17 protein-coding genes and 1 pseudogene are annotated in these 18,296 nt (G+C 71.9%); 6 read left to right on the top strand and 12 right to left on the bottom strand.

The features are described from left to right. Positions 1 to 23 precede the first annotated feature (23 nt). Positions 24 to 578 carry an AAA family ATPase gene (locus tag E6W39_RS42935; RefSeq protein WP_141637716.1) on the top strand — a complete coding sequence of 185 codons (555 nt, stop codon included), beginning with the start codon at positions 24 to 26 and terminating at the stop codon, positions 576 to 578. Between the two features lie 25 nt (positions 579 to 603). Here the strand turns inward: E6W39_RS42935 and E6W39_RS13295 are convergent, their stop codons facing one another. After that, the gene (locus E6W39_RS13295) at positions 604 to 1,455 is read right to left on the bottom strand and encodes a helix-turn-helix transcriptional regulator (protein ID WP_141633731.1); all 852 of its coding nucleotides are present in this window, start codon (positions 1,453 to 1,455) and stop codon (positions 604 to 606) included. Positions 1,456 to 1,557: 102 nt separating this feature from the next. Here E6W39_RS13295 and E6W39_RS13290 point away from each other — a divergent pair, with 102 nt between their 5' ends. Then, on the top strand, positions 1,558 to 2,265 hold the full coding sequence (locus tag E6W39_RS13290; protein WP_141633730.1) for an SDR family NAD(P)-dependent oxidoreductase: 708 nt from the start codon (positions 1,558 to 1,560) through the stop codon (positions 2,263 to 2,265). A 229-nt stretch (positions 2,266 to 2,494) separates the two neighbouring features. On the opposite strand, the gene E6W39_RS13285 is transcribed toward E6W39_RS13290, so the two are convergent. After that, entirely contained in the window at positions 2,495 to 3,469 is a 975-nt protein-coding gene (locus E6W39_RS13285; protein ID WP_181799255.1) for a helix-turn-helix transcriptional regulator, read from the bottom strand. Between the two features lie 210 nt (positions 3,470 to 3,679). Here E6W39_RS13285 and E6W39_RS13280 point away from each other — a divergent pair, with 210 nt between their 5' ends. Next, a complete protein-coding gene (locus E6W39_RS13280) occupies positions 3,680 to 4,297 on the top strand; it encodes a hypothetical protein (protein WP_141633729.1) in 618 nt (205 codons plus the stop codon). A gap of 15 nt (positions 4,298 to 4,312) precedes the next feature. Here the strand turns inward: E6W39_RS13280 and E6W39_RS13275 are convergent, their stop codons facing one another. The 9 genes from E6W39_RS13275 to E6W39_RS13235 all read right to left on the bottom strand — a co-directional run bounded on the left by E6W39_RS13275 (position 4,313) and on the right by E6W39_RS13235 (position 13,969). Beyond that, positions 4,313 to 4,789, bottom strand: a complete 477-nt coding sequence (locus tag E6W39_RS13275; RefSeq protein ID WP_101382764.1) for a YcxB family protein — start codon at positions 4,787 to 4,789, stop codon at positions 4,313 to 4,315. Between the two features lie 176 nt (positions 4,790 to 4,965). After that, a complete protein-coding gene (locus E6W39_RS13270) occupies positions 4,966 to 7,185 on the bottom strand; it encodes an NADP-dependent isocitrate dehydrogenase (protein ID WP_141633728.1) in 2,220 nt (739 codons plus the stop codon). A gap of 144 nt (positions 7,186 to 7,329) precedes the next feature. Beyond that, positions 7,330 to 8,580, bottom strand: a complete 1,251-nt coding sequence (locus tag E6W39_RS13265) for a S53 family peptidase (RefSeq protein WP_141633727.1) — start codon at positions 8,578 to 8,580, stop codon at positions 7,330 to 7,332. Between the two features lie 279 nt (positions 8,581 to 8,859). Next, complete coding sequence (locus E6W39_RS13260; RefSeq protein WP_141633726.1) at positions 8,860 to 9,180, bottom strand: DMT family transporter; 321 nt, start codon at positions 9,178 to 9,180, stop codon at positions 8,860 to 8,862. A gap of 4 nt (positions 9,181 to 9,184) precedes the next feature. Next, positions 9,185 to 9,877, bottom strand: a complete 693-nt coding sequence (locus E6W39_RS13255; RefSeq protein WP_323809017.1) for an HAD family hydrolase — start codon at positions 9,875 to 9,877, stop codon at positions 9,185 to 9,187. Then, entirely contained in the window at positions 9,874 to 10,968 is a 1,095-nt protein-coding gene (locus E6W39_RS13250) for an ABC transporter ATP-binding protein (RefSeq protein WP_141633725.1), read from the bottom strand. The genes E6W39_RS13255 and E6W39_RS13250 overlap by 4 nt, the downstream gene beginning before the upstream one ends. A 60-nt stretch (positions 10,969 to 11,028) precedes the next feature. Further along, positions 11,029 to 11,841, bottom strand: coding sequence for an ABC transporter permease (locus tag E6W39_RS13245; RefSeq protein ID WP_141637713.1), 813 nt, complete (start codon positions 11,839 to 11,841; stop codon positions 11,029 to 11,031). Then, positions 11,838 to 12,803 carry an ABC transporter permease gene (locus E6W39_RS13240; protein WP_141633724.1) on the bottom strand — a complete coding sequence of 322 codons (966 nt, stop codon included), beginning with the start codon at positions 12,801 to 12,803 and terminating at the stop codon, positions 11,838 to 11,840. Before E6W39_RS13240 ends, E6W39_RS13245 begins: the two co-directional genes overlap by 4 nt. An 8-nt stretch (positions 12,804 to 12,811) precedes the next feature. Further along, entirely contained in the window at positions 12,812 to 13,969 is a 1,158-nt protein-coding gene (locus tag E6W39_RS13235; protein WP_141633723.1) for an ABC transporter substrate-binding protein, read from the bottom strand. A gap of 286 nt (positions 13,970 to 14,255) precedes the next feature. Here E6W39_RS13235 and E6W39_RS42930 point away from each other — a divergent pair. After that, positions 14,256 to 14,492, top strand: a pseudogene (locus E6W39_RS42930) (hypothetical protein); the annotation flags it as partial. 3 nt (positions 14,493 to 14,495) lie between these two features. Further along, the gene (locus E6W39_RS13230; RefSeq protein ID WP_267286751.1) at positions 14,496 to 15,092 is read left to right on the top strand and encodes a GntR family transcriptional regulator; all 597 of its coding nucleotides are present in this window, start codon (positions 14,496 to 14,498) and stop codon (positions 15,090 to 15,092) included. A 79-nt stretch (positions 15,093 to 15,171) separates the two neighbouring features. Here the strand turns inward: E6W39_RS13230 and tmpA are convergent, their stop codons facing one another. Continuing rightward, entirely contained in the window at positions 15,172 to 16,773 is a 1,602-nt protein-coding gene (gene tmpA, locus E6W39_RS13225; RefSeq protein ID WP_141633722.1) for a 2-trimethylaminoethylphosphonate dioxygenase, read from the bottom strand. A 401-nt stretch (positions 16,774 to 17,174) separates the two neighbouring features. Here tmpA and E6W39_RS13220 point away from each other — a divergent pair, with 401 nt between their 5' ends. Next, a complete protein-coding gene (locus E6W39_RS13220; RefSeq protein ID WP_141633721.1) occupies positions 17,175 to 18,266 on the top strand; it encodes an amidohydrolase family protein in 1,092 nt (363 codons plus the stop codon). Positions 18,267 to 18,296 lie beyond the last annotated feature (30 nt).

Raw genomic sequence — 18,296 nt, 5'->3', positions numbered from 1 at the left:
CGTACTGCCATGGGGGTCACCACGTGCTCACCGTCCTGGTCAACGGCCTGCCCGGCGCCGGAAAGACCACGCTGGCACGCCAGTTGGCAGCCGAGCTCGGGCTGCCGCTGTTCAGCAAGGACGCCGTCAAGGAGACCCTCGCCGACAGCCTCGCCCCCGCCCGGCCGCCGGGTGCCACCGATCACGAATGGAGCCGTTCGCTCGGCGCGGCGGCCGGCGATACCCTCTGGACGCTGCTCGCCGACGCCCCCGCCGGCGCCGTGCTGGAGGCCCCGTTCCTCGCCCACCTGCGTCCGATCGTCGTGGCCGGCCTGCGCCGCGCCAACGCCCGTACGGTGCATGAGGTCTGGTGCGACGTCCAGCCGGCACTGGCGCGCCGCAGGTTCCTGGGCCGGATGGCCGAGCGGCACCCGATCCACCCCGAGCGCGAGGGCGGCCACCCCGGCGACTGGGAGTTCTGGGAGCAGGGCGCCCGGCCGCTCGCGCTGGGGGAGGTGCACCGGGTGGACACCAGCGGCCCGGTGGACGTCACGGCCCTGGCCGCGGCGCTCCGCCGGGGTGGCCCGCTGAACCCCTGAGCATCCGGGGCGCCGGCAACGCCGACTACGGCTCTACCTGGTCCACCAGCGACTGCGTGCCCAACACCATGGCCAGGGCGAGGCGTTCGGCGTCCTCGGTGCCCGGCTCGGCGGTGTAGACCATGATGTGCATGTCGCTGCCGGCGACCGTGAGCATGTCGCAGTCCAGCGTGATCGCGCCCACCTGCGGATGGTCGATGGTCTTGGCGGACGTCTCATGGCGGCCGACCGCGCCGGAGTCCCACAGCTCCACGAACCGCCCGCTGCCGGCCCGCAGTTCGGCCACCAGGGCGCGCAAGCGCTGGTCTGCCGGGTAGCGTTCGGCCGCCGTGCGCAGATCGGCGACCAACGCGGCCTCGAACGCCGCCTGGGCCTCCGGGGTGCGCCGGGCCCGGATGCCGGGGCCCAGGAACTGCCGCCAGACCCCGTTGCGCATCTTGCCCCGCCAGCCGGACGGATCGCCCATCAGCGCCGCGTAGCCCGGGTTGGCCATCAGCAGCGTCCAGGCCGCGTCATAGACCGCGGCGGGCGTCCCGGTGAGCCGGTCCAGGATCCGCTGCACGCTCGGGGTGAGGTGCGCGGGCACGGTGTCCGGCCCGGGCGGTGCCAGCCCGGCCAGCCGGAACATGTGCGCACGCTCGGCCTCCGCCAACCGCAGCGCCCGTGCCAGCGCCTCGACCACCTGCGCCGACGGGTGTGCGGCCCGGCCCTGCTCCAGCCGGGTCACGTAGTCCACGGAGATCCCGGCCAGCAGCGCCAGCTCCTCGCGCCGCAGCCCCGCCGCCCGCCGCTGCCCGCCCATGGGCAGCCCGACCGCGTCCGGCGGCACCCGATCCCGCCAGCGCCGCACCGCCTGCCCGAACTCCGTGGTCGCCATGCCCACCAGTCTGCCTCGCGGCCCGTCGGGCTTCCTGGTACCCGCAGTCCCAGGAAGCCGGGGGTACTGGCCGCCCGCCGACCCGGCGCGGAAGCTTGAGGCATGACGACAACACTCATCACCGGAGCCAACAAGGGCCTCGGCCACGAAACCGCCCGCCGGCTGATCGCGGCCGGACACACCGTGTACCTCGGCAGCCGGGACGCCGATCGGGGCCGCCGCGCCGCCGAGCAGCTGGGCGCCCGCCCGGTGCAGCTCGACGTCACCGACGACGCCTCCGTCACCGCGGCGGCCCGCGCCATCGAGGCCGACGGCGGCCTGGACGTGCTGGTCAACAACGCCGGCATCGAGCAGCGGCTGCCGGACGGCGGCATCATCGGCGCGGCGGAGCTGACGGCGGACGCGATCCGCGAGGTGTTCGACACCAATGTCTTCGGCATGGTGCGCGTCACCCACGCCTTCCTGCCGCTGCTCCAGAAGTCCGCCGCCCCCGTGGTGGTCAACGTCAGCAGCGGCCTGGCCTCGCTGGCCCGGATGTCCGACCCGGCCGACCTCGCCAGCGGGTACCCGGGCGTCGCGTACCCGGCGTCGAAGACCACGGTGAACATGCTCACCGTGCAGTACGCGAAGGCGTTCCCGGGCATGCGGATCAACGCCGTCGAGCCGGGCTACACCGCGACGGACCTCAACGACCACTCGGGCCACCAGACGGTGGAGGAGGGGGCGGAGATCATCGTGCGGATGGCGCTGGTGGGCCCGGACGGGCCGACGGGCGGGTACTTCGACGTCTCGGGGACGCTGCCCTGGTAGGCGCTCAACCGTGGTGCGGCTCGGCGGGGGCGAGTTGACGGTGCCGAGCTCCAATGGTGCGGGGCCGTCGGCCATGGGGGTGCCGACGGCCCCGCGCACCCTACAGGCGCTGCCGGCGGGCCGGGGGTGCGGGGAGCTCCCGGCCCGTCGTGGCGGTGTGCGCCTGGAGGCACAGGTAGCTCATCGGGGAGTGGCTACGCCATGACAGCCAAGGTATGCGGGTGTCCCGTCAGCGACGATGGACCGGACTCGGGGAACGTGGTGATTCTTTGCGGTCACCTTCGTCCGAGCAGGGCGGGTACCCCGGGATGGGCTGCTGGTCACGAGCCTCCCGCATGGTCCGGCGGAACGCGCCCGGGCTCACCCCGCTCTCCCGTCGGAAGAACCGGCAGAAGTACGACGGATCACCGAACCCGACCCGCTCGGCTACCTGACTGACCGTCAAGGCGCTTGCTATGAGCAGCCGTTTGGCCTCCAAGGTCTGCTGCTCGCGGACCAGTCGGCCGGGCGTGCGCCCGGTGGCCTGCTTCACCGCCTCATGCAGATGCCCGGCCGAGACGCCCAACTCCCGTGCCAGCGCGCCCACCGAGCGGTCCCGGGCGCCGGGCGAGGCGATCAGCCGGGCGAACCGGGCCGCCAACTCCCCGGCCCGGTCCGCGGTTCCGGCCGGAGCCCTGGTCGGCTCTGCCCCGGGCAGCCGCAGTGCCCGGAGCACCAGGATGTGCAGGTAGGAGGCCAGGACGCTGACGAAACCGGGCTCGACGCCTTGGTACTCCTCCAGCATCGCGGTCAACAGCGCCTCGAACCGCTCGCAGTCCTCCCGGTGCAGGGGCAGCCGGCTGCGGGCGGCCAAGGTGCGCAGTGCCTCGGCGTCCTCGGGATGCGGGAGCAGGAAGTCCTCGTTGAAGAGCATCAGCCAGCCGGCGAGTCCGGTGGCCTCCCAGTGGTGCACCTGGCCCGGTGCGATCATGAACAGCTGCGGTGGCGACAGTGGCAACCGCTCCAGGTCCACGACATGCGCGCCGCTGCCGCCGGTGACCAGGACGATCTCGTAGAAGCCGTGCCGATGCGGGAACGACGCCCGGGCCAGCGGCCCGAAGCTGTCGAACGATCCGATGGCGAACGGCAGTACCCCGTGGTCGGCCACCTTCAGCTCGTGCAGCTCCAGGGGGTGGTGGGGGTGGTGTGGGGGACGGATGGTCATGGCACGCTGCTGCCCAGGCGCCGGGCCGGTTACTCCAGGGTGGACACGCTCCGAGCTCCGATCCGGCTGTGCCGATCGGCACACCCCCGGTGCGCGTGCCCGGGCAGGACCTGCCGATCGGCACATGGTCCGGGAGGCGTGGTGGCGGCGAAGCTGGTGGGGCATCAGGACGGCGGCCATCGGGGCGGCCGTCGACGAAGGGAGCCCGTCATGGTCCGCACCGGCACGTCCCGCCTCGCCGTCACCCTCGCCGCCGCCGCCGTCGCGCTCACGGCGCTGACCGCCGCCGCTCCGGCGGCGGATGCCGGGGTGACGGGCGCCGACCACCCGGCGCGCCTCGCGAGCGTCAGCGGGTCGGCCCGGATCTTCTACGCGTTCCGTCCCAATGACGAGATCCGGTTCACCGTCGACGCCCAGGCGGCGCCGTACACCCGGGGCTTCCCGGGCACCCAGATCAAGGACGGCCTGCCCACCGACGCGCGCGGCACCGTCCACTTCTCGCACCGGGTCGTCGGGAGCAGTGAGGTCCACACCGCCGACGCCGCCGTGGACTGCCTGGTCACCGGGGACCGGGTCGCCACCGTGACCGCGGTCATCACCAAGTCGGACGTCATGCCGGTCGGCCAGCGGGTCGGCCTGAGCATCTACCACGGCCCGGGCCACGGCAACGACCGCCTGGGCTTCTCCTGGGGTGTCGGCAACCTCGATGTGGACGCCGATGGGAAGCCCGTGCAGCCGGTGGTCGGCACCTGCATGGCGCCGGCGCCGTTCGCACCGGTCGTCGACGGAGGCTTCGCCGTGCACCCGGCCGACCTGGAGGTCCGCTGACGGGTGCCAATCGCCTCAGGACGCGCTGTAGTTGGGCAACTGCTGCAGGAACGCCGTCAGTTCGGCACCCTGCTGCGGGGTGAAGGCGGCCTTCGGGACCGGTATCACCAGGACCTTGCTCGGCTGGAGCAGCAGGAACTCCTGGCTCTGGGTGATCTTCTGGAAGCGCGCCCAGCTGAACTCCGAGCGGCTCTGCGCCTTGGTGAAGGAGCAGCCGTCGACGGTGAAGGCGGCCTGGACCGGGCTCGGGTCGCGTTCCAGGGCACGGGTCAGGCTGCGCTTGGCGGCGATGGGCTGCCAGATCGCCAGGAAAACCGCTCCGACCAGCAGCCCGACCCCGAACGGCGTCCCGCTTGCGACGATCGACAGCACCCCGCAGAGGGCGAGCAGCCCCAGGATGATCCGCACTCTCATGAAACGCCCCGGCAGCCCGTCCTTCAGGCCCCGGTACATCTGCTCAGACGTCAGCTGGTAGGTCCCTGTGATGTTCACGCCTCACGCCTTCGTTGCTCGTCGACCATGTGTCAGACGCCGCATCCTAGGGCCCGGGTCGGTCGGGGCCGATGGCGCCCCGGGCCCACCCGGGCGAAGGGGAAACGCCGAAGGGCCCTGCCCCGCGAACCGGAATCCGGTCCGCGGGGGCAGAGCCCCGACGGTCACCCGTGGCGTCAGCTCAGCGAAGCCAGCGCCTCGTTGAGGGTCTTCGACGGACGCATCACGGCGGACGCCTTCTCCACGACGGGCTGGTAGTAGCCGCCGAGGTCCACCGGGGAGCCCTGGACGGCGATCAGCTCGTCGACGATGGTCTGCTCCTGCTCGGAGAGGGTCTTCGCGAGCGGGGCGAAGGCCTCGGCGAGCTTGGCGTCGGCGGTCTGCTTGGCCAGCTCCTGGGCCCAGTACAGGGCCAGGTAGAAGTGGCTGCCGCGGTTGTCGATCTGGCCGACGCGGCGGGCCGGCGACTTGTCGTTCTCCAGGAAGGTGCCGGTGGCCCGGTCCAGGGTGTCGGCCAGGATCTGGGCGCGGGCGTTGTCCGTGGTCTGCGCCAGGTGCTCGAAGCTGGCGGCCAGCGCGAAGAACTCGCCCAGGCTGTCCCAGCGCAGGTAGTTCTCCTTGACCAGCTGCTGGACGTGCTTCGGGGCGGAGCCGCCGGCGCCGGTCTCGAACAGGCCGCCGCCGTTGATCAGCGGGACGACCGACAGCATCTTGGCGCTGGTGCCCAGCTCCAGGATCGGGAACAGGTCGGTCAGGTAGTCGCGCAGCACGTTGCCGGTGACCGAGATGGTGTTCTCGCCGCGGCGGATCCGCTCCAGCGAGAAGGCGGTGGCCTTCTCGGGGGCCATGATCTCGATCTGCAGGCCCGCGGTGTCGTGCTCCGGCAGGTACTGCTTGACCTTGGCGATCAGGTTGGCGTCGTGCGCGCGGTCCTCGTCCAGCCAGAAGACGGCCGGGTCGCCGGTGGCGCGGGCGCGGTTGACGGCCAGCTTCACCCAGTCGCGGATCGGGATGTCCTTGGTCTGGCACATCCGGAAGACGTCACCGGCGGCGACCGGCTGCTCCAGCACCACGGCGCCGGAGGCGTCGACCACGCGGACGGTGCCGTCGGCCGGGATCTCGAAGGTCTTGTCGTGGCTGCCGTACTCCTCGGCGGCCTGGGCCATCAGGCCGACGTTCGGCACCGAGCCCATGGTGGCCGGGTCGAAGGCACCGTGGGCGCGGCAGTCGTCGATGACGGTCTGGTAGACGCCCGCGTAGCTGCTGTCCGGGATGACGGCGAGGGTGTCGGCCTCCTGGCCGTCCGGGCCCCACATGTGGCCGGAGGTGCGGATCATGGCCGGCATCGAGGCGTCGACGATGACGTCGGACGGCACGTGCAGGTTGGTGATGCCGCGGTCGGAGTCGACCATGGCCAGGGCCGGGCCCTCGGCCAGCTCGGCGTCGAACGAGGCCTTGATCTCCGCGCCCTGCGGGAGCGCGTCCAGGCCGGCCAGGATGCCGCCGAGGCCGTTGTTCGGGTTGAGGCCGGCCGCCGCCAGCACCTCGCCGTACTGGGCGAAGGTCTTCGGGAAGAAGGCGCGGACCACGTGGCCGAAGAAGATCGGGTCGGAGACCTTCATCATGGTGGCCTTGAGGTGCACCGAGAACAGCACGTCCTCGGCCTTGGCCCGGGCCACCTGGGCGGCCAGGAAGGTGCGCAGCGCGGCGGCCCGCATCACGGCGGCGTCGACGACCTCGCCGGCCAGCACCGGGACCGACTCGCGCAGCACGGTGGTGCTGCCGTCGGCGGCGACCAGCTCGATCTTCAGCGAGCCGGCCTCGGCGATCACCGCGGACTTCTCGGTCGAGCGGTAGTCGTCGGCACCCATGGTGGCGACGTTGGTCTTGGAGTCGGCCGTCCAGGCGCCCATCCGGTGCGGGTGGGTCTGGGCGTACTTCTTGACCGACAGCGGGGCGCGGCGGTCCGAGTTGCCCTCCCGCAGCACCGGGTTGACGGCGCTGCCCTTGACCTTGTCGTAGCGGGCGCGGATGTCGCGCTCCTCGTCGGTCTTCGGGTCGTCCGGGTAGTCCGGCAGCGCGTAGCCCTGGGCCTGCAGCTCGGCGATCGCGGCCTTCAGCTGCGGCACCGAGGCCGAGATGTTCGGCAGCTTGATGATGTTGGCGCCGGGGGTCTTGGCCAGCTCACCCAGCTCGGCGAGGGCGTCGGAGATCCGCTGGCCCTCCTCCAGACGCTCGGGGAAGTGCGCGATGATGCGCCCCGCCAGCGAGATGTCGCGGGTCTCCACCTTGACGCCCGCCGTCGAGGCGTAGGCCTGGATCACCGGCAGGAACGAGTACGTCGCCAGGGCCGGAGCCTCGTCAGTGTGCGTGTAAATGATGGTTGAGTCAGTCACCGGTACTCCGCCTTCACGTCTACCGTGTCTACAACGTCTTGACATCAAGATATCGCACGGCGAAGGGGCGCCCGTTGTGACGGGCGCCCCTTCGAAGCGGTGTTGCAGGTGTTGCCAGGTGACGCTGGGTGTCGCCGGCGCTCGTCAGCCGAGCAGGGCCAGCTTCGGGACGAACTTGGCGACGTCGACCGTGCCGACGCCGGTGGCCAGGTCGTAGCCGGGGGTGACCGGCCAGCCGGTGACGCCGGCGTAGGTGTTGCTGCCGCCGACGACGTCGGTCAGGCCGGTGTCGGGCGCGCCGGCCTGCTGCAGGGCGCTCAGGCCGTAGAGGCCGTAGTTGATGTTGCCGAGGCGGTGGCCGGCCGCCTGGTCGGCGAGGGCCACCACGCCGGAGAAGATCGGGGCCGCGACGCTGGTGCCACCCCACAGCTCCCAGCCGTTGTCCTGCGGGCCGAAGCTGTTGTAGGTCCACACGCCGGTCAGCGGGTCGCCCAGCATGCTGACGTCCGGCACGCCGCGGCTGCTGCCCACGGTGTTCTGCACGCCGAACTGGAACAGCGGCCGCGGGAAGACCTTGGACTTGCCGCCGCCGCTGGCGCCGTGGTCGTTGGGCGCCGGGTCGTCCCAGACGGTGTCGGGCGAGAGCCGGTTGCCCTGGGTGTCCAGGTGCACCGAGGTGCCGCCGACGCCGGTGATCAGCGGGTCGGAGCCCGGCCACTCGGTGGTCGGGTAGGTGTAGGTGGAGCCGTCGGGCGCCGAGTCGGTGACGCCGCTGTCGCCGGAGGACGCCAGCACGGTGACGCCGCGCGACTGGGCGTCCTTGTAGGCGCCGCGCAGGTTCAGCAGGCTGGAGTAGTCGCCCTGGTCGAAGCCGGGGAAGGTGTTCTCGGCGGTGCCGAAGCTCTGCGAGATCACATCGCCGATGCCCTGCTTGATCAGCGAGTCCTCGCCGCCCATCATCTCCGGGAACCCGGTGGTGCCGGTGGTCTCCGAGACGCCGGTCTCCATCAGCACGATCTTGGCGCCGGGGGCCATCGCGTGCGCCATGTCGACGTCGATGGTGGTTTCCTCGGCCCAGCCGGTCATGTCCGAGTTGTTGGGGTCGAAGGCGGGCACGTTGCCCCACTGGACGACCTTCACGCTGGTGCTGGGGATGCCGTAGTGGGCGCTGTACACGTCCAGGTCGTGCTGGATGGTGGGGGAGCCGAACGAGTCGACGATCACGATGGTGCGGCCGGCCCCGGTGATGCCGCGGTCGAAGAGCGGCTTCTCGTCATAGGCCTGCTGCAGCTGGTTGGCGCCGTAGCAGGAGCGCTGGAACTGGGCCTGGCAGTCGGCGATCGTGTACGGCGTCGGGAACGGGCCGAGCAGCCGGTGGTGCGCGGTGGCCGGCACCGGCGCGGGAGCCGGTGCGCGGGCGCGGCCAGTGCCCCGGCCGCCGGCACCGCCCCGGTGAGGGCGGTGCCGACGACCAGTGCGGTGGCCGCGAGGGTCGACACGGTGAGGTGACGGGTGGAACGTCGCATGGGTGTCCCTGGAGGGGTGGTAGGTCCCGTCGACGACGGCTGCCGCCCATGACACCGCGTTAGGTTCCGATGAATCGCTAGTTTGTTGGATCCATGGGGAAACCTTTACCCGCGACTGTGGCACCCCGGTGCCTGTGTGTGACGCACCTCAGTGGCCGGCCCGCAGATTGAGCAGGACCACACCCACGATGATCAGCGCGATCCCCGCCAGCTGCACCTTGCCCAGCTGCTCACCGAAGGCGGCGACGCCGATGGCGGCCACCGCCGCCGTGCCGGCGCCGGACCAGACGGCGTAGGCGACCGAGACGGGGATCTTCTTCAGGGCCTGGCCGAGCAGGGCGAAGGAGAGCACGTAGCCGATTCCGACACCGACGCTGGGCCACAACTTGCTGAAGCCGTCGGTGAGTTTGAGGCAGCTGGTGGCGCAGACCTCGCTGGCTATGGCGAGGACGAGGAGGACGTAGGGCATCTGGCTATTCTGCGTTGCGGCTGGTCAGGGCGGCCAGCAGGGGCAGATCGGCCTCGGTGAGGCTGCTGAGCAGGGTGATCCCGGGAGCGCTCGGCATCGCCACGTCGGAGGACGGCACGGCGAGCACCGCGCAGCCCGCCGCGTGCGCCGAGGTGACGCCGGTCGGGGTGTCCTCGACCGCCACGCAGGCGGCCGGGTCCAGGCCGAGGCGGGCGGCCGCGGCGAGGTAGGGCGCGGGGTCGGGCTTGGTCACCTCGGTGTCCTCGGCGGCCAGGGTCACGGCGAACCAGTCCCGGCCCAGGTGGGTCAGCACCAGGTCGACCACCTGCCGCGGCGAGGCGGAGACCAGCGCGGTCGGCACCGCGGCGGCCCGCAACTGCTCCAGCAGGGCCAGCGCGCCGGGGCGGGGCACCACCCGGGCGGCGACCCGGACGGTGAACGCGGCGTTCAGCCGCTCCCCGATGACCGCGGCACCCGGCGAGGAGTCGCCGAGCACGGCCGCCAGATGGGCCGCGGTGTGCTCCACGGCCCGGCCGAGCACCTCCGGTACGTCCGACTCGCCCAGCTGGTGGCCGAGTTCGGCGGCGATCTCGCTGGTCGCCTCCCACCACAGGTGCTCGGTGTCGACCAGGGTGCCGTCCATGTCGAAGAGGACGGCGGCGGGCTTCTGCAGCGGTGAGGTCATCGGCGTGTTCACTGCCCGACCGTAACGCGGCGGTCCACCAGGACCGGACGGTCGGGCAGCGAGACCGTGGCACCGCCGCCGACCGGCAGCTTGGCCGCCTCGTCGGTGGGCAGGTCGGCCTTGATGTCGGTGCCGTCGGCCAGCTTGACGGTCAGCCGGGTGACCGCCCCCAGGAAGCTGGCGCCGGTGACGACCGCGTCGCCGCCGGCGGTGACCGCCACGTTCTCCGGGCGGACCAGCACCTCCACCTCGCCGTCGGCGGGCACCGTGCCGTCCACCTCGTGCCGGCGGCCCAGCACCTCGACGCCGTCGCCGGAGCGCTGCGCCGGGATCCGGCTCATGGTGCCGACGAACTCCGCGACGAAGGCGGTGGTCGGGCGGGCGTAGAGCTCGCTCGGGGTGGCGCACTGCTCCAGCCGGCCGGCCCGCAGCACCGCGACCCGGTCGGCCATCGACAGCGCCTCCTCCTGGTCGTGGGTGACGAACAAGGTGGTGATGCCGAGCTCCTGCTGGAGGCGGCGGATCTCCTCGCGCAGGTTGAGCCGGACCTTGGCGTCCAGCGCGGAGAGCGGCTCGTCCAGCAGCAGCACCCGCGGCTGCAGGGCGAGCGCCCGGGCCAGCGCGATCCGCTGCTGCTGGCCGCCGGACATCTGGTGCGGGTAGTGCCCGGCGCGCTGCGGCAGGCCGACCAGCTCCAGCAACTCCTGTGCCCGGGCCCGGCGTTCGACCTTGCCGACGCCGCGCATCTTCAGTCCGAAGGAGACGTTGTCGAGCGCGGTCAGGTGGGGGAAGAGGCTGTAGGACTGGAACACCATGCCGGCGTCCCGCTTGTGCGCGGGGATCCGGGTGACGTCCTGCCCGTCGACCAGCACCTCGCCCGAGTCATGGGTCTCGAAGCCGGCCAGGATCCGCAGCGCGGTGGTCTTGCCGCAGCCGGACGGGCCGAGCAGCGCCAGCAGTTCGCCCGGGTGGACCGTCAGGTCGAGGCCGTCGAGCGCCACGGTGGCGCCGAACGCCCGGCGCAACGAGCGGAATTCGACGGTGGCGCTGCCGGGGTGCAGCGGCACGCCGGTGGGCGGTGCGGGGGTGGCGGAGGTGGTCATGGCGGTGAACTCCTGGGAATCACTTGGTGGATCGGCAACGCGCGGAAATCTGACGGAGCGTCAGGAACGCGCGGCCTTGCGGGTGCGGCCGCCGAGCACGGAGAGCAGCAGCAGGACGACCCAGACGATCAGCAGGCTGAGGATCGAGACCGCGACGGACATCTGCCCGTCGGTCTTGCCGTAGGCGTTGATCCACACCGAGAAGGGCTGGAAGCCGAGGATCGAGGCGGTGGTGAACTCGCCGAGCACCAGCGCCACGGTGAGCACCGAGGCGCTGAGCAGTGCGCTGCGCAGGTTGGGCAGCACGACCGAGAACACGGCCCGCGGCCAGCTCGCCCCGCAGCTGCGGGCGGCCTCGACCAGCGTGACCACGTCCACGCTGCGCAGCCCGCCGTCCAGCGCGCGGTAGGCGAACGGCAGCGCCATCAGCACGTACGCGATCAGCAGCACCACCGGGAAGTTCGGGTTCTGGATCGCCACGAAGGTCTGGAAGATCGGCGTGTTGGCCAGGTAGTCCGGCCCCCAGCGCAGCACCCCGACGATGCCGGTGGTGAGCGCGACCACCGGAACCACCAGCGGCATCGAGCAGACCACCTCGATCACCGGACGCAGCTTGGGCGCGCCCAACCGGGCCGCCAGCAGCGCCGGCACCAGCAGCACCAGCAGCAGCACCACGGTCGCGGCTGCCAGCTCCAGGCTCAGGTAGAGCGCGTCGAGGAACCCGGGCGCCGAGAGCAAGCTGGTGTAGGCGTTGAAGGCGACGTTGCCGTGATGGTCGTCGATGCTGAAGTAGAGCGACGCACCGAGCGGCACGAAGAAGTAGACGCCGCAGAGCAACAGGACGAGGCCGCGGCCGAGCCGCAGCCGGTTCAGGAACTGAGCCACTTGGCACTCCGGCGCTGGAGGGGCAGGTAGATCGCCATCACCAGGCAGGCGACCACGATCATGTCGAGACCGAGCGCGAGGGCCAGGTTGCCCTGGCCGACCAGCACGTTGCCGGAGAGCGCGTCGCCGATCTGCATCGAGATCAGCGGGATCGAACTGCCGACCATGGCCTCGGCGGTGGCGTACGCGGCGAACGAGGCGCCGAACAGCAGCACGTAGCCGCCGAGCAGGGAGGGCAGCAGCACCGGCAGCGCGACGTGCCGCCAGTACTGGAAGACCGTCGCCCCGTTGTTGTACGCGGCCTCACGCCACTGCACCCGCAGCCCCTCCAGGGCCGGGGTGATGGTGAGGATCATCAGCGGGATGAGGAAGTAGAGGTAGACGACCGCCAGCCCGTTGAAGGTGTACAGGCTCCAGCCGTAGTCCTTCAGGCCCAGCGACGTGGTGACCTCACCCGCGTTGCCGAGGGTGGCGACGAACATGAACGCCAGCGGCACACCGCCGAAGTTGGCGAGCACGCCGGAGCCGGCCAGCACCGTCTCGCGGACGAACTTGAAGCGGGAGGTGGCCACCGCCTGGGCCAGCGGGAGCCCGATCGCGGTGCCGATCAGCGCGGTCAGCGCGGAGAGCTTCACACTGCCGAGCAGCGCCGTCAGGTAGGCGCCCTGCAGCGAGTCGCTGAGGTTGGCCATGGTGAAGTGGCCGCCGCCGCCCGGGGCGTCGGATGAGGTGGTGAAGGCGCCGATGGCGATCGCGACGGCGGGCAGCCCGAAGCCGATGGCGAAGAACACCAGCAGGGGCAGCGCGCCGAGCCAGGCGCGGCCGCCGCGACGACGGCGGATGGCCGTGGGGGCGGCCGGAGTTGCGGGAGTTGCGGTACCGGGGGTACCCCCGCCGCCGTTGGTGTCAACGGCGGCGGGAGTCGGCACCGGGGTGGGAGCCGTAGTCATTGCTTGGTTCAGCCCCCGATGGCCTTCGCCCAGTTGGCGGTCACCGCGGCCTTGGCGGTGTCCTGCTGCGCCTGGGTCGGGAAGGTGGTGAACGGCTTGGCGGGGGCCGGCACCTTGGCGGCCAGGGCGGCGTCCAGCGTGTTGGCCGACTTCATGGCGTCGAACTCCGCCGGGGTGGCGAAGCCGCCCAGGAAGCCGTTCTGGCCCTCGGCGCTGTAGAGGTACTCCTCCCACAGGCGGGCGGCGGCCGGGTGCGGCGCGTACTTGCTGATGGCCTGGTTGTAGAAGTTCGCCCAGATGCCGTCCGACGGAATGGCGACCTTCCAGTCGATGCCCTTCGGGGCCAGCTTGCTGGTGTAGCCGGTGTTCAGGTACGACCAGTCGATGGTGATCGGGGTCTCGCCGCTCTCCACGGTGGCGGAGGTGGCCTCGACCGGGTTGAAGTTGCCGGCCGCCTTCAGCTTGCCGAAGAAGTCGATGCCGGGCTGGATGTTGTCCAGACCGCCACCGTTGGCCACGGAGGCGGCCCAGACGGCGTTGAGCGCGGCGTTGGCCTTGGTCGGGTTGCCGTTCAGCGCGACCATGCCCTTGTAGTCGGGCTTCATCAGGTCGGCGAAGGTCTGCGGGCAGACGGCGACCTTCTTGGCGTTGCAGCCGATCGAGACGTAGCCGCCGTAGTCGTTGTACGAGGTGGCGTCGGCGGCCTTCATGGTCGCCGGGATGCTGTCGTAGCCGGCCACCTTGTACGGGGCGAACAGGCCCTGCTGGGCGCCGGAGATGGCGAACGCGGTGCCCACGTCGACCACGTCGGGGCCGCGGTCCTGGCCCTTGCGGGAGGTGATCGCGTTGATCTCGTCCTGGCTGGAGCCGTCCGGGTTCTCGTCCTCGATCTTGATGCCGTACTTCTTGGTGAAGTTGTCCATCAGCGTGCCGTAGTTGGCCCAGTCGCGCGGCAGCGTGATGACGTGGAGGTTGCCCTCCTTCTTCGCGGCCGCGACCAGCGCGTCCATCCCGCCGAGGTCGGCGGCCGAGGTGGCGGTCGTGATGTTCTTGCCGCCGGCCGTGGTGGCCGACGACGAGCCCGCGGAGCCGCAGGCGGTGAGGGAGAACGCGGCGGCGGTCAGTACGGCCGCAGCTGCGGCGGCACGGGCGCGGTGCACGGTCACGGGAGGATCTCCTGGATCGAGGTGCGGCAGGGTCGCACGTCAGGTGCGCTGGCTGCGTCAGGGAGGAGTGCCGGGGAGCCAAGTTGGTCAGCCAACTTCGCCCGACGCCGCCAAGTACGCCGGATCTCGGTGACCAGAAGGTGAACGGGCGCCCCAGAACAGGGGTCGGCTGCGGGAACGGTCGCGCTCGCTCGGGCCATAACCGCCCAAGCGGACCACGAACGGTCCACCGGGAGCCGATAAGGTCGGATCGTCCTCGGCCGCACCCAGCACGCAGGACAATGAGTTGGGGGGACCCGGTGACAGACAGCTTCACGGAGAACGCGATGCAACAGGACGAGCCCGGCAACCCGGAGGAGCACGCCACGGTGGCCGAGGCCAGCGGCGCGCTCTACCGCCGGGTCGCCGCCGACCTGCGGGAGGCGATCAGCACCGGCGCGTACGGCGAGGCCGGCCGGCTGCCCGCCGAGGGGCCCTGGCCGAGCGGTACGGCGTCTCCCGGGGGACCGTCCGTCAGGCACTGGCGGTGCTGCGGGCCGACGGGCTGGTCACCTCGCGGCGCGGCACCCGGCGGGTGGTGCTCGGCAACGCCCGGGTGCAGAGCTTCTCCGAACTGCTCAGCTTCACCCACTGGGCGCGCTCGATGGGCGAGGAGCCGGGCGGCCGCCTGGAGTCGCTGCTGCGCCGGCCGGCCGATGCCGCCGAGCGCGAGCAACTGCGCCTGGAGCCGGGCGCCGAGGTCTATGTGACGCTGCGGCTGCGCACCCTCTCCGGCACCCCGGTGATGGTGGAGCGCACCATCTACCCGCCGCATGTCGGCGTGCTGGTGGCCCAGTTGCCGGCCGACGTGGTCTCGCACACCGAACACCTGCGGGAGCACGGCATCCTGTTCACCGACGCCGACCACACCATCGACGTGGTCACCGCCAACGGCGACGACGCCCGGCTGCTCGGCTGCCGGCGCGGCGCCCCGCTGCTGCGCGAGCGCCGCCGCACCACCGACCCCACCGGGCGCCCGGTCGAGTGGTCCCAAGACCGCTACCTGCCCGGCATGGTGGCCTTCAGCGTGCACAACTCCCTTGCCACCTCGGCGCTTTCGCGGCACGCCCGAGCGGACGACTGAGCGGGCGGCCGAGCTGGCGACTGGGCTGGCGACTGAGCGCTCGGGTGGGCCGGCGCCCGGGCGGGTGCGTCGGCAGGGCTCACCGCTCGGCCATCAGCCGGGCCAGCAGTGGCCGGTAGTCGTCGAAGCACGGAGTGCCGGTGCCCGCGGTCTTGGCCGCGTCGTCCCAGCGGCGCACCGCGACGGCGTCGGCCGCACCGGGCAGCGCGGCGAAGGCGGCCGCCTGGTCCTCGGTCAGCGGGCCGCCCTGCACCTGGAGGGTGTACTCGGACGCCTCGGAAAGCCGCGCCCGGTACGCCGGTTCGACCGTGCAGAGGTAGCGCTTGGCCGCCACGTGCAGTCGGATCGGCTCGGTGACGGACGTCGGGAACCACTGCGCCAGCCAGTCGGCACCGGTCTCGCTGTGGCGGTTGTCCTGGCCCGCCATCAGCTGACGGCCCGTCACGGCGCTTGTGAAGTGCCCGACATCATGCAGCAGCGCCGCCGCCACCAGGGCGTCCGGCGCGCCCGCCTGCTGCGCCAGCGCGGCCGCCTGCAGCATGTGCTCGGCCTGGGTGACCGCCTCGCCGAGGTACTCCCCGGCGCCCTCGCCCTCGAACAGTTCCGCCAGCTCGTCCAGCGCGGCGGTGCGCCGGTCCAGCACCGCCAGGGTGGACGCCAGTGCGTCCAAGTCGGCGTAGCAGCCCTGGAGATGGCGTCGCCCCTCCCGTTCGAAGGCGGTGCGGGCGTGCAGCAGCCGGGTGTTGTCGAAGACCAGGCAGTCGCCGGGCGCCAGCCGGAAGGCCAGCTGCAGTTCGGGTCGCAGGGTGATCTCGGCGAACCGTCGGTAGGCGGCGTAGAACTTCTCCAACTCATGCTCAGGCAAGTCGAGTTGGCCGATCGAGCGGTTGTTGAGCCGGACTTCGCGGATCCGCCCCAACCCATCGGTGGTGATCAGCGGCCGATCGGCCCGCAGTTCGGTGTGCCGGTCGCGGTAGACGAACGGCACCGGGGTGCGGGTGAGCACCGCGAAGTCGTCCGGCGCCTCGGCGCGCAGCAACGCGGCCGCCTGGAAGCCGTCCACCAGCGCGGAGTCACCACCTTCGGCCTCGTTGGCCAGGCAGTGCAGCAACTGCACGGTGGGCACCGGGTCGCGGTACGGGTTGTCGGTGTGCGGTGCGATCGCGGCGGCGGAGAAGGCCAGGTTGGTGGGGTTCGGCTCGACCCGGACGTCGAACAGCTCGCCGTAGTTGGTGCGGCGCACGAAGCCGAAGCTCTCCGCGACCGCCAGCACCTGCCGCTCCTCGGCCGGCACCCCGCGCAGCACCGCGAAGCCCAGCCGCTGCACGGCGCGCAGCACCGCCGCCCGCTCGGCGGGGTCGGCGAGGTGGGCCGACCAGTCGGCCTCCGGGATTCCGGCTACGAAGTCGGCGGCCCGCCAGAGCCGTTTGCCGGACTCGGTACGGCGGTCGCCGCCGTCATCCGCCGTGCGTCGGCCCGGCGGGTAGGTTGAGCGGTGGCCGTCCGACCAGAGCACCTCGAGCCGGCCGTCGGCCGCCTCGGTGGCGGCCGCGACCGCCAGATCGGCGGGCAGGTCGGTGATCTGGAACAGCTTCTGGCCGCTGCGCGGATCGCGGCAGTCGGCGCACGGGCAGTTGTCGCGCAGCCAGTAGGCGGGGCCGGCGGCGGTGGGGTCAGGCATGGCGAGCCCTTCGACGGAGGATCCGTGGGCCCAAAGTTGTATAGCCAACTTTGGCCGATTGCCAGGACCCTGCCGAAGGCGGGTGAGCGGAATCGGGCCGGCGGCTGACGGGATCGTGAACTCCGCGCCACGGCATGGGTGCGCCCGGGCTCGGCGGGAACGGGGGGTGCCGCGCCGAGCCCGGGCGCCGGGCTCACCGGTTGGCGACGGCAACAGGCTCGTCGGCGGGCGGTGAGCCGGGGAGCGGCCGGGAGGCGGACCGGGCGGACGGTCGACCTCGGGCGGCTCCAACGGGGTGGGCCTGCCATGTAGTCAATCAGTCTTGTCATGTCGAGTCAATGGTTCAGTCAAGATCGAATCGTGGGACCTATCAAGGCCGTTCGCGTCGTAGAGTGCCGGACATGACGGAAGGCGCGGTGCTGCACATCAAGGGACGGATCCTGGTCGGTCCGGACGAGGTCCGGGACGAACTCTGGGTGCTGGACGGGCGGGTGAGCTTCTCGCCGCCGGCCGGCGCGCGTGATGTGCGCACCGTCACCGGCTGGGTGCTGCCCGGCCTGGTCGACGCGCACTGCCACGTCGGCCTGGACGCGCACGGCGCGGTCGACGAGGCCACCAGCGAGAAGCAGGCGCTCACCGACCGGGATGCCGGCACCCTGCTGATCCGCGACGCCGGCTCGGCGGCCGACACCCGCTGGGTCGACGACCGCGAGGACCTGCCGAAGATCATCCGGGCCGGCCGGCACATCGCCCGGACCAAGCGCTACATCCGCAACTACGCCCATGAGATCGAGCCCGGCGACCTCACCGCCTACGTGGTGCAGGAGGCCCGGCGCGGTGACGGCTGGGTCAAGCTGGTCGGTGACTGGATCGACCGGGAGCGCGGCGACCTGACGGCCTGCTGGCCGGGCGACGCACTGCGCGAGGCCATCGCGGCGGCGCACGCCGAGGGCGCGCGGGTCACCGCGCACTGCTTCGCCGCCGAGTCGCTGCCCGACCTATTGGCCGCCGGGATCGACTGCGTGGAGCACGCCACCGGCCTGACCGAGGAGTTGATCCCGGTCTTCGCCGAACGCGGCGTGGCGATCGTGCCGACCCTGGTCAACATCGCCACCTTCCCCAAGCTGGCCGACGGCGGCGAGGCCAAGTTCCCGGCCTGGTCGGCCCACATGCGCCGACTGCACGAGCGCCGCTACCAGACCGTCGGCGCCGCGCACGAGGCCGGCATCCCGATCTACGTCGGCACCGACGCGGGCGGCTCACTCGCCCACGGCCTGGTCGCCGCCGAGGCCGCCGAACTGGTCAAGGCCGGCCTCACCGCCACCGAGGCGCTCAGCGCCGCGAGTTGGGGAGCCCGGGCCTGGCTCGGCCGGGACGGGCTGACCGAGGGCGCTCCCGCCGACCTGGTGGTCTACGCCGCCGACCCGCGCGCCGACATCGGGGTGCTGGCCGACCCGCAGCTGGTGGTGCTGCGCGGGCGGCCGGTGGGGTGAGGACTGTCGGCCTGGGCCGATAGGGTGACT

It is taken from the genome of Kitasatospora acidiphila (assembly GCF_006636205.1).
Lineage (GTDB): Bacteria > Actinomycetota > Actinomycetes > Streptomycetales > Streptomycetaceae > Kitasatospora > Kitasatospora acidiphila.
This window is presented reverse-complemented; position numbering and strand designations above follow the sequence as displayed.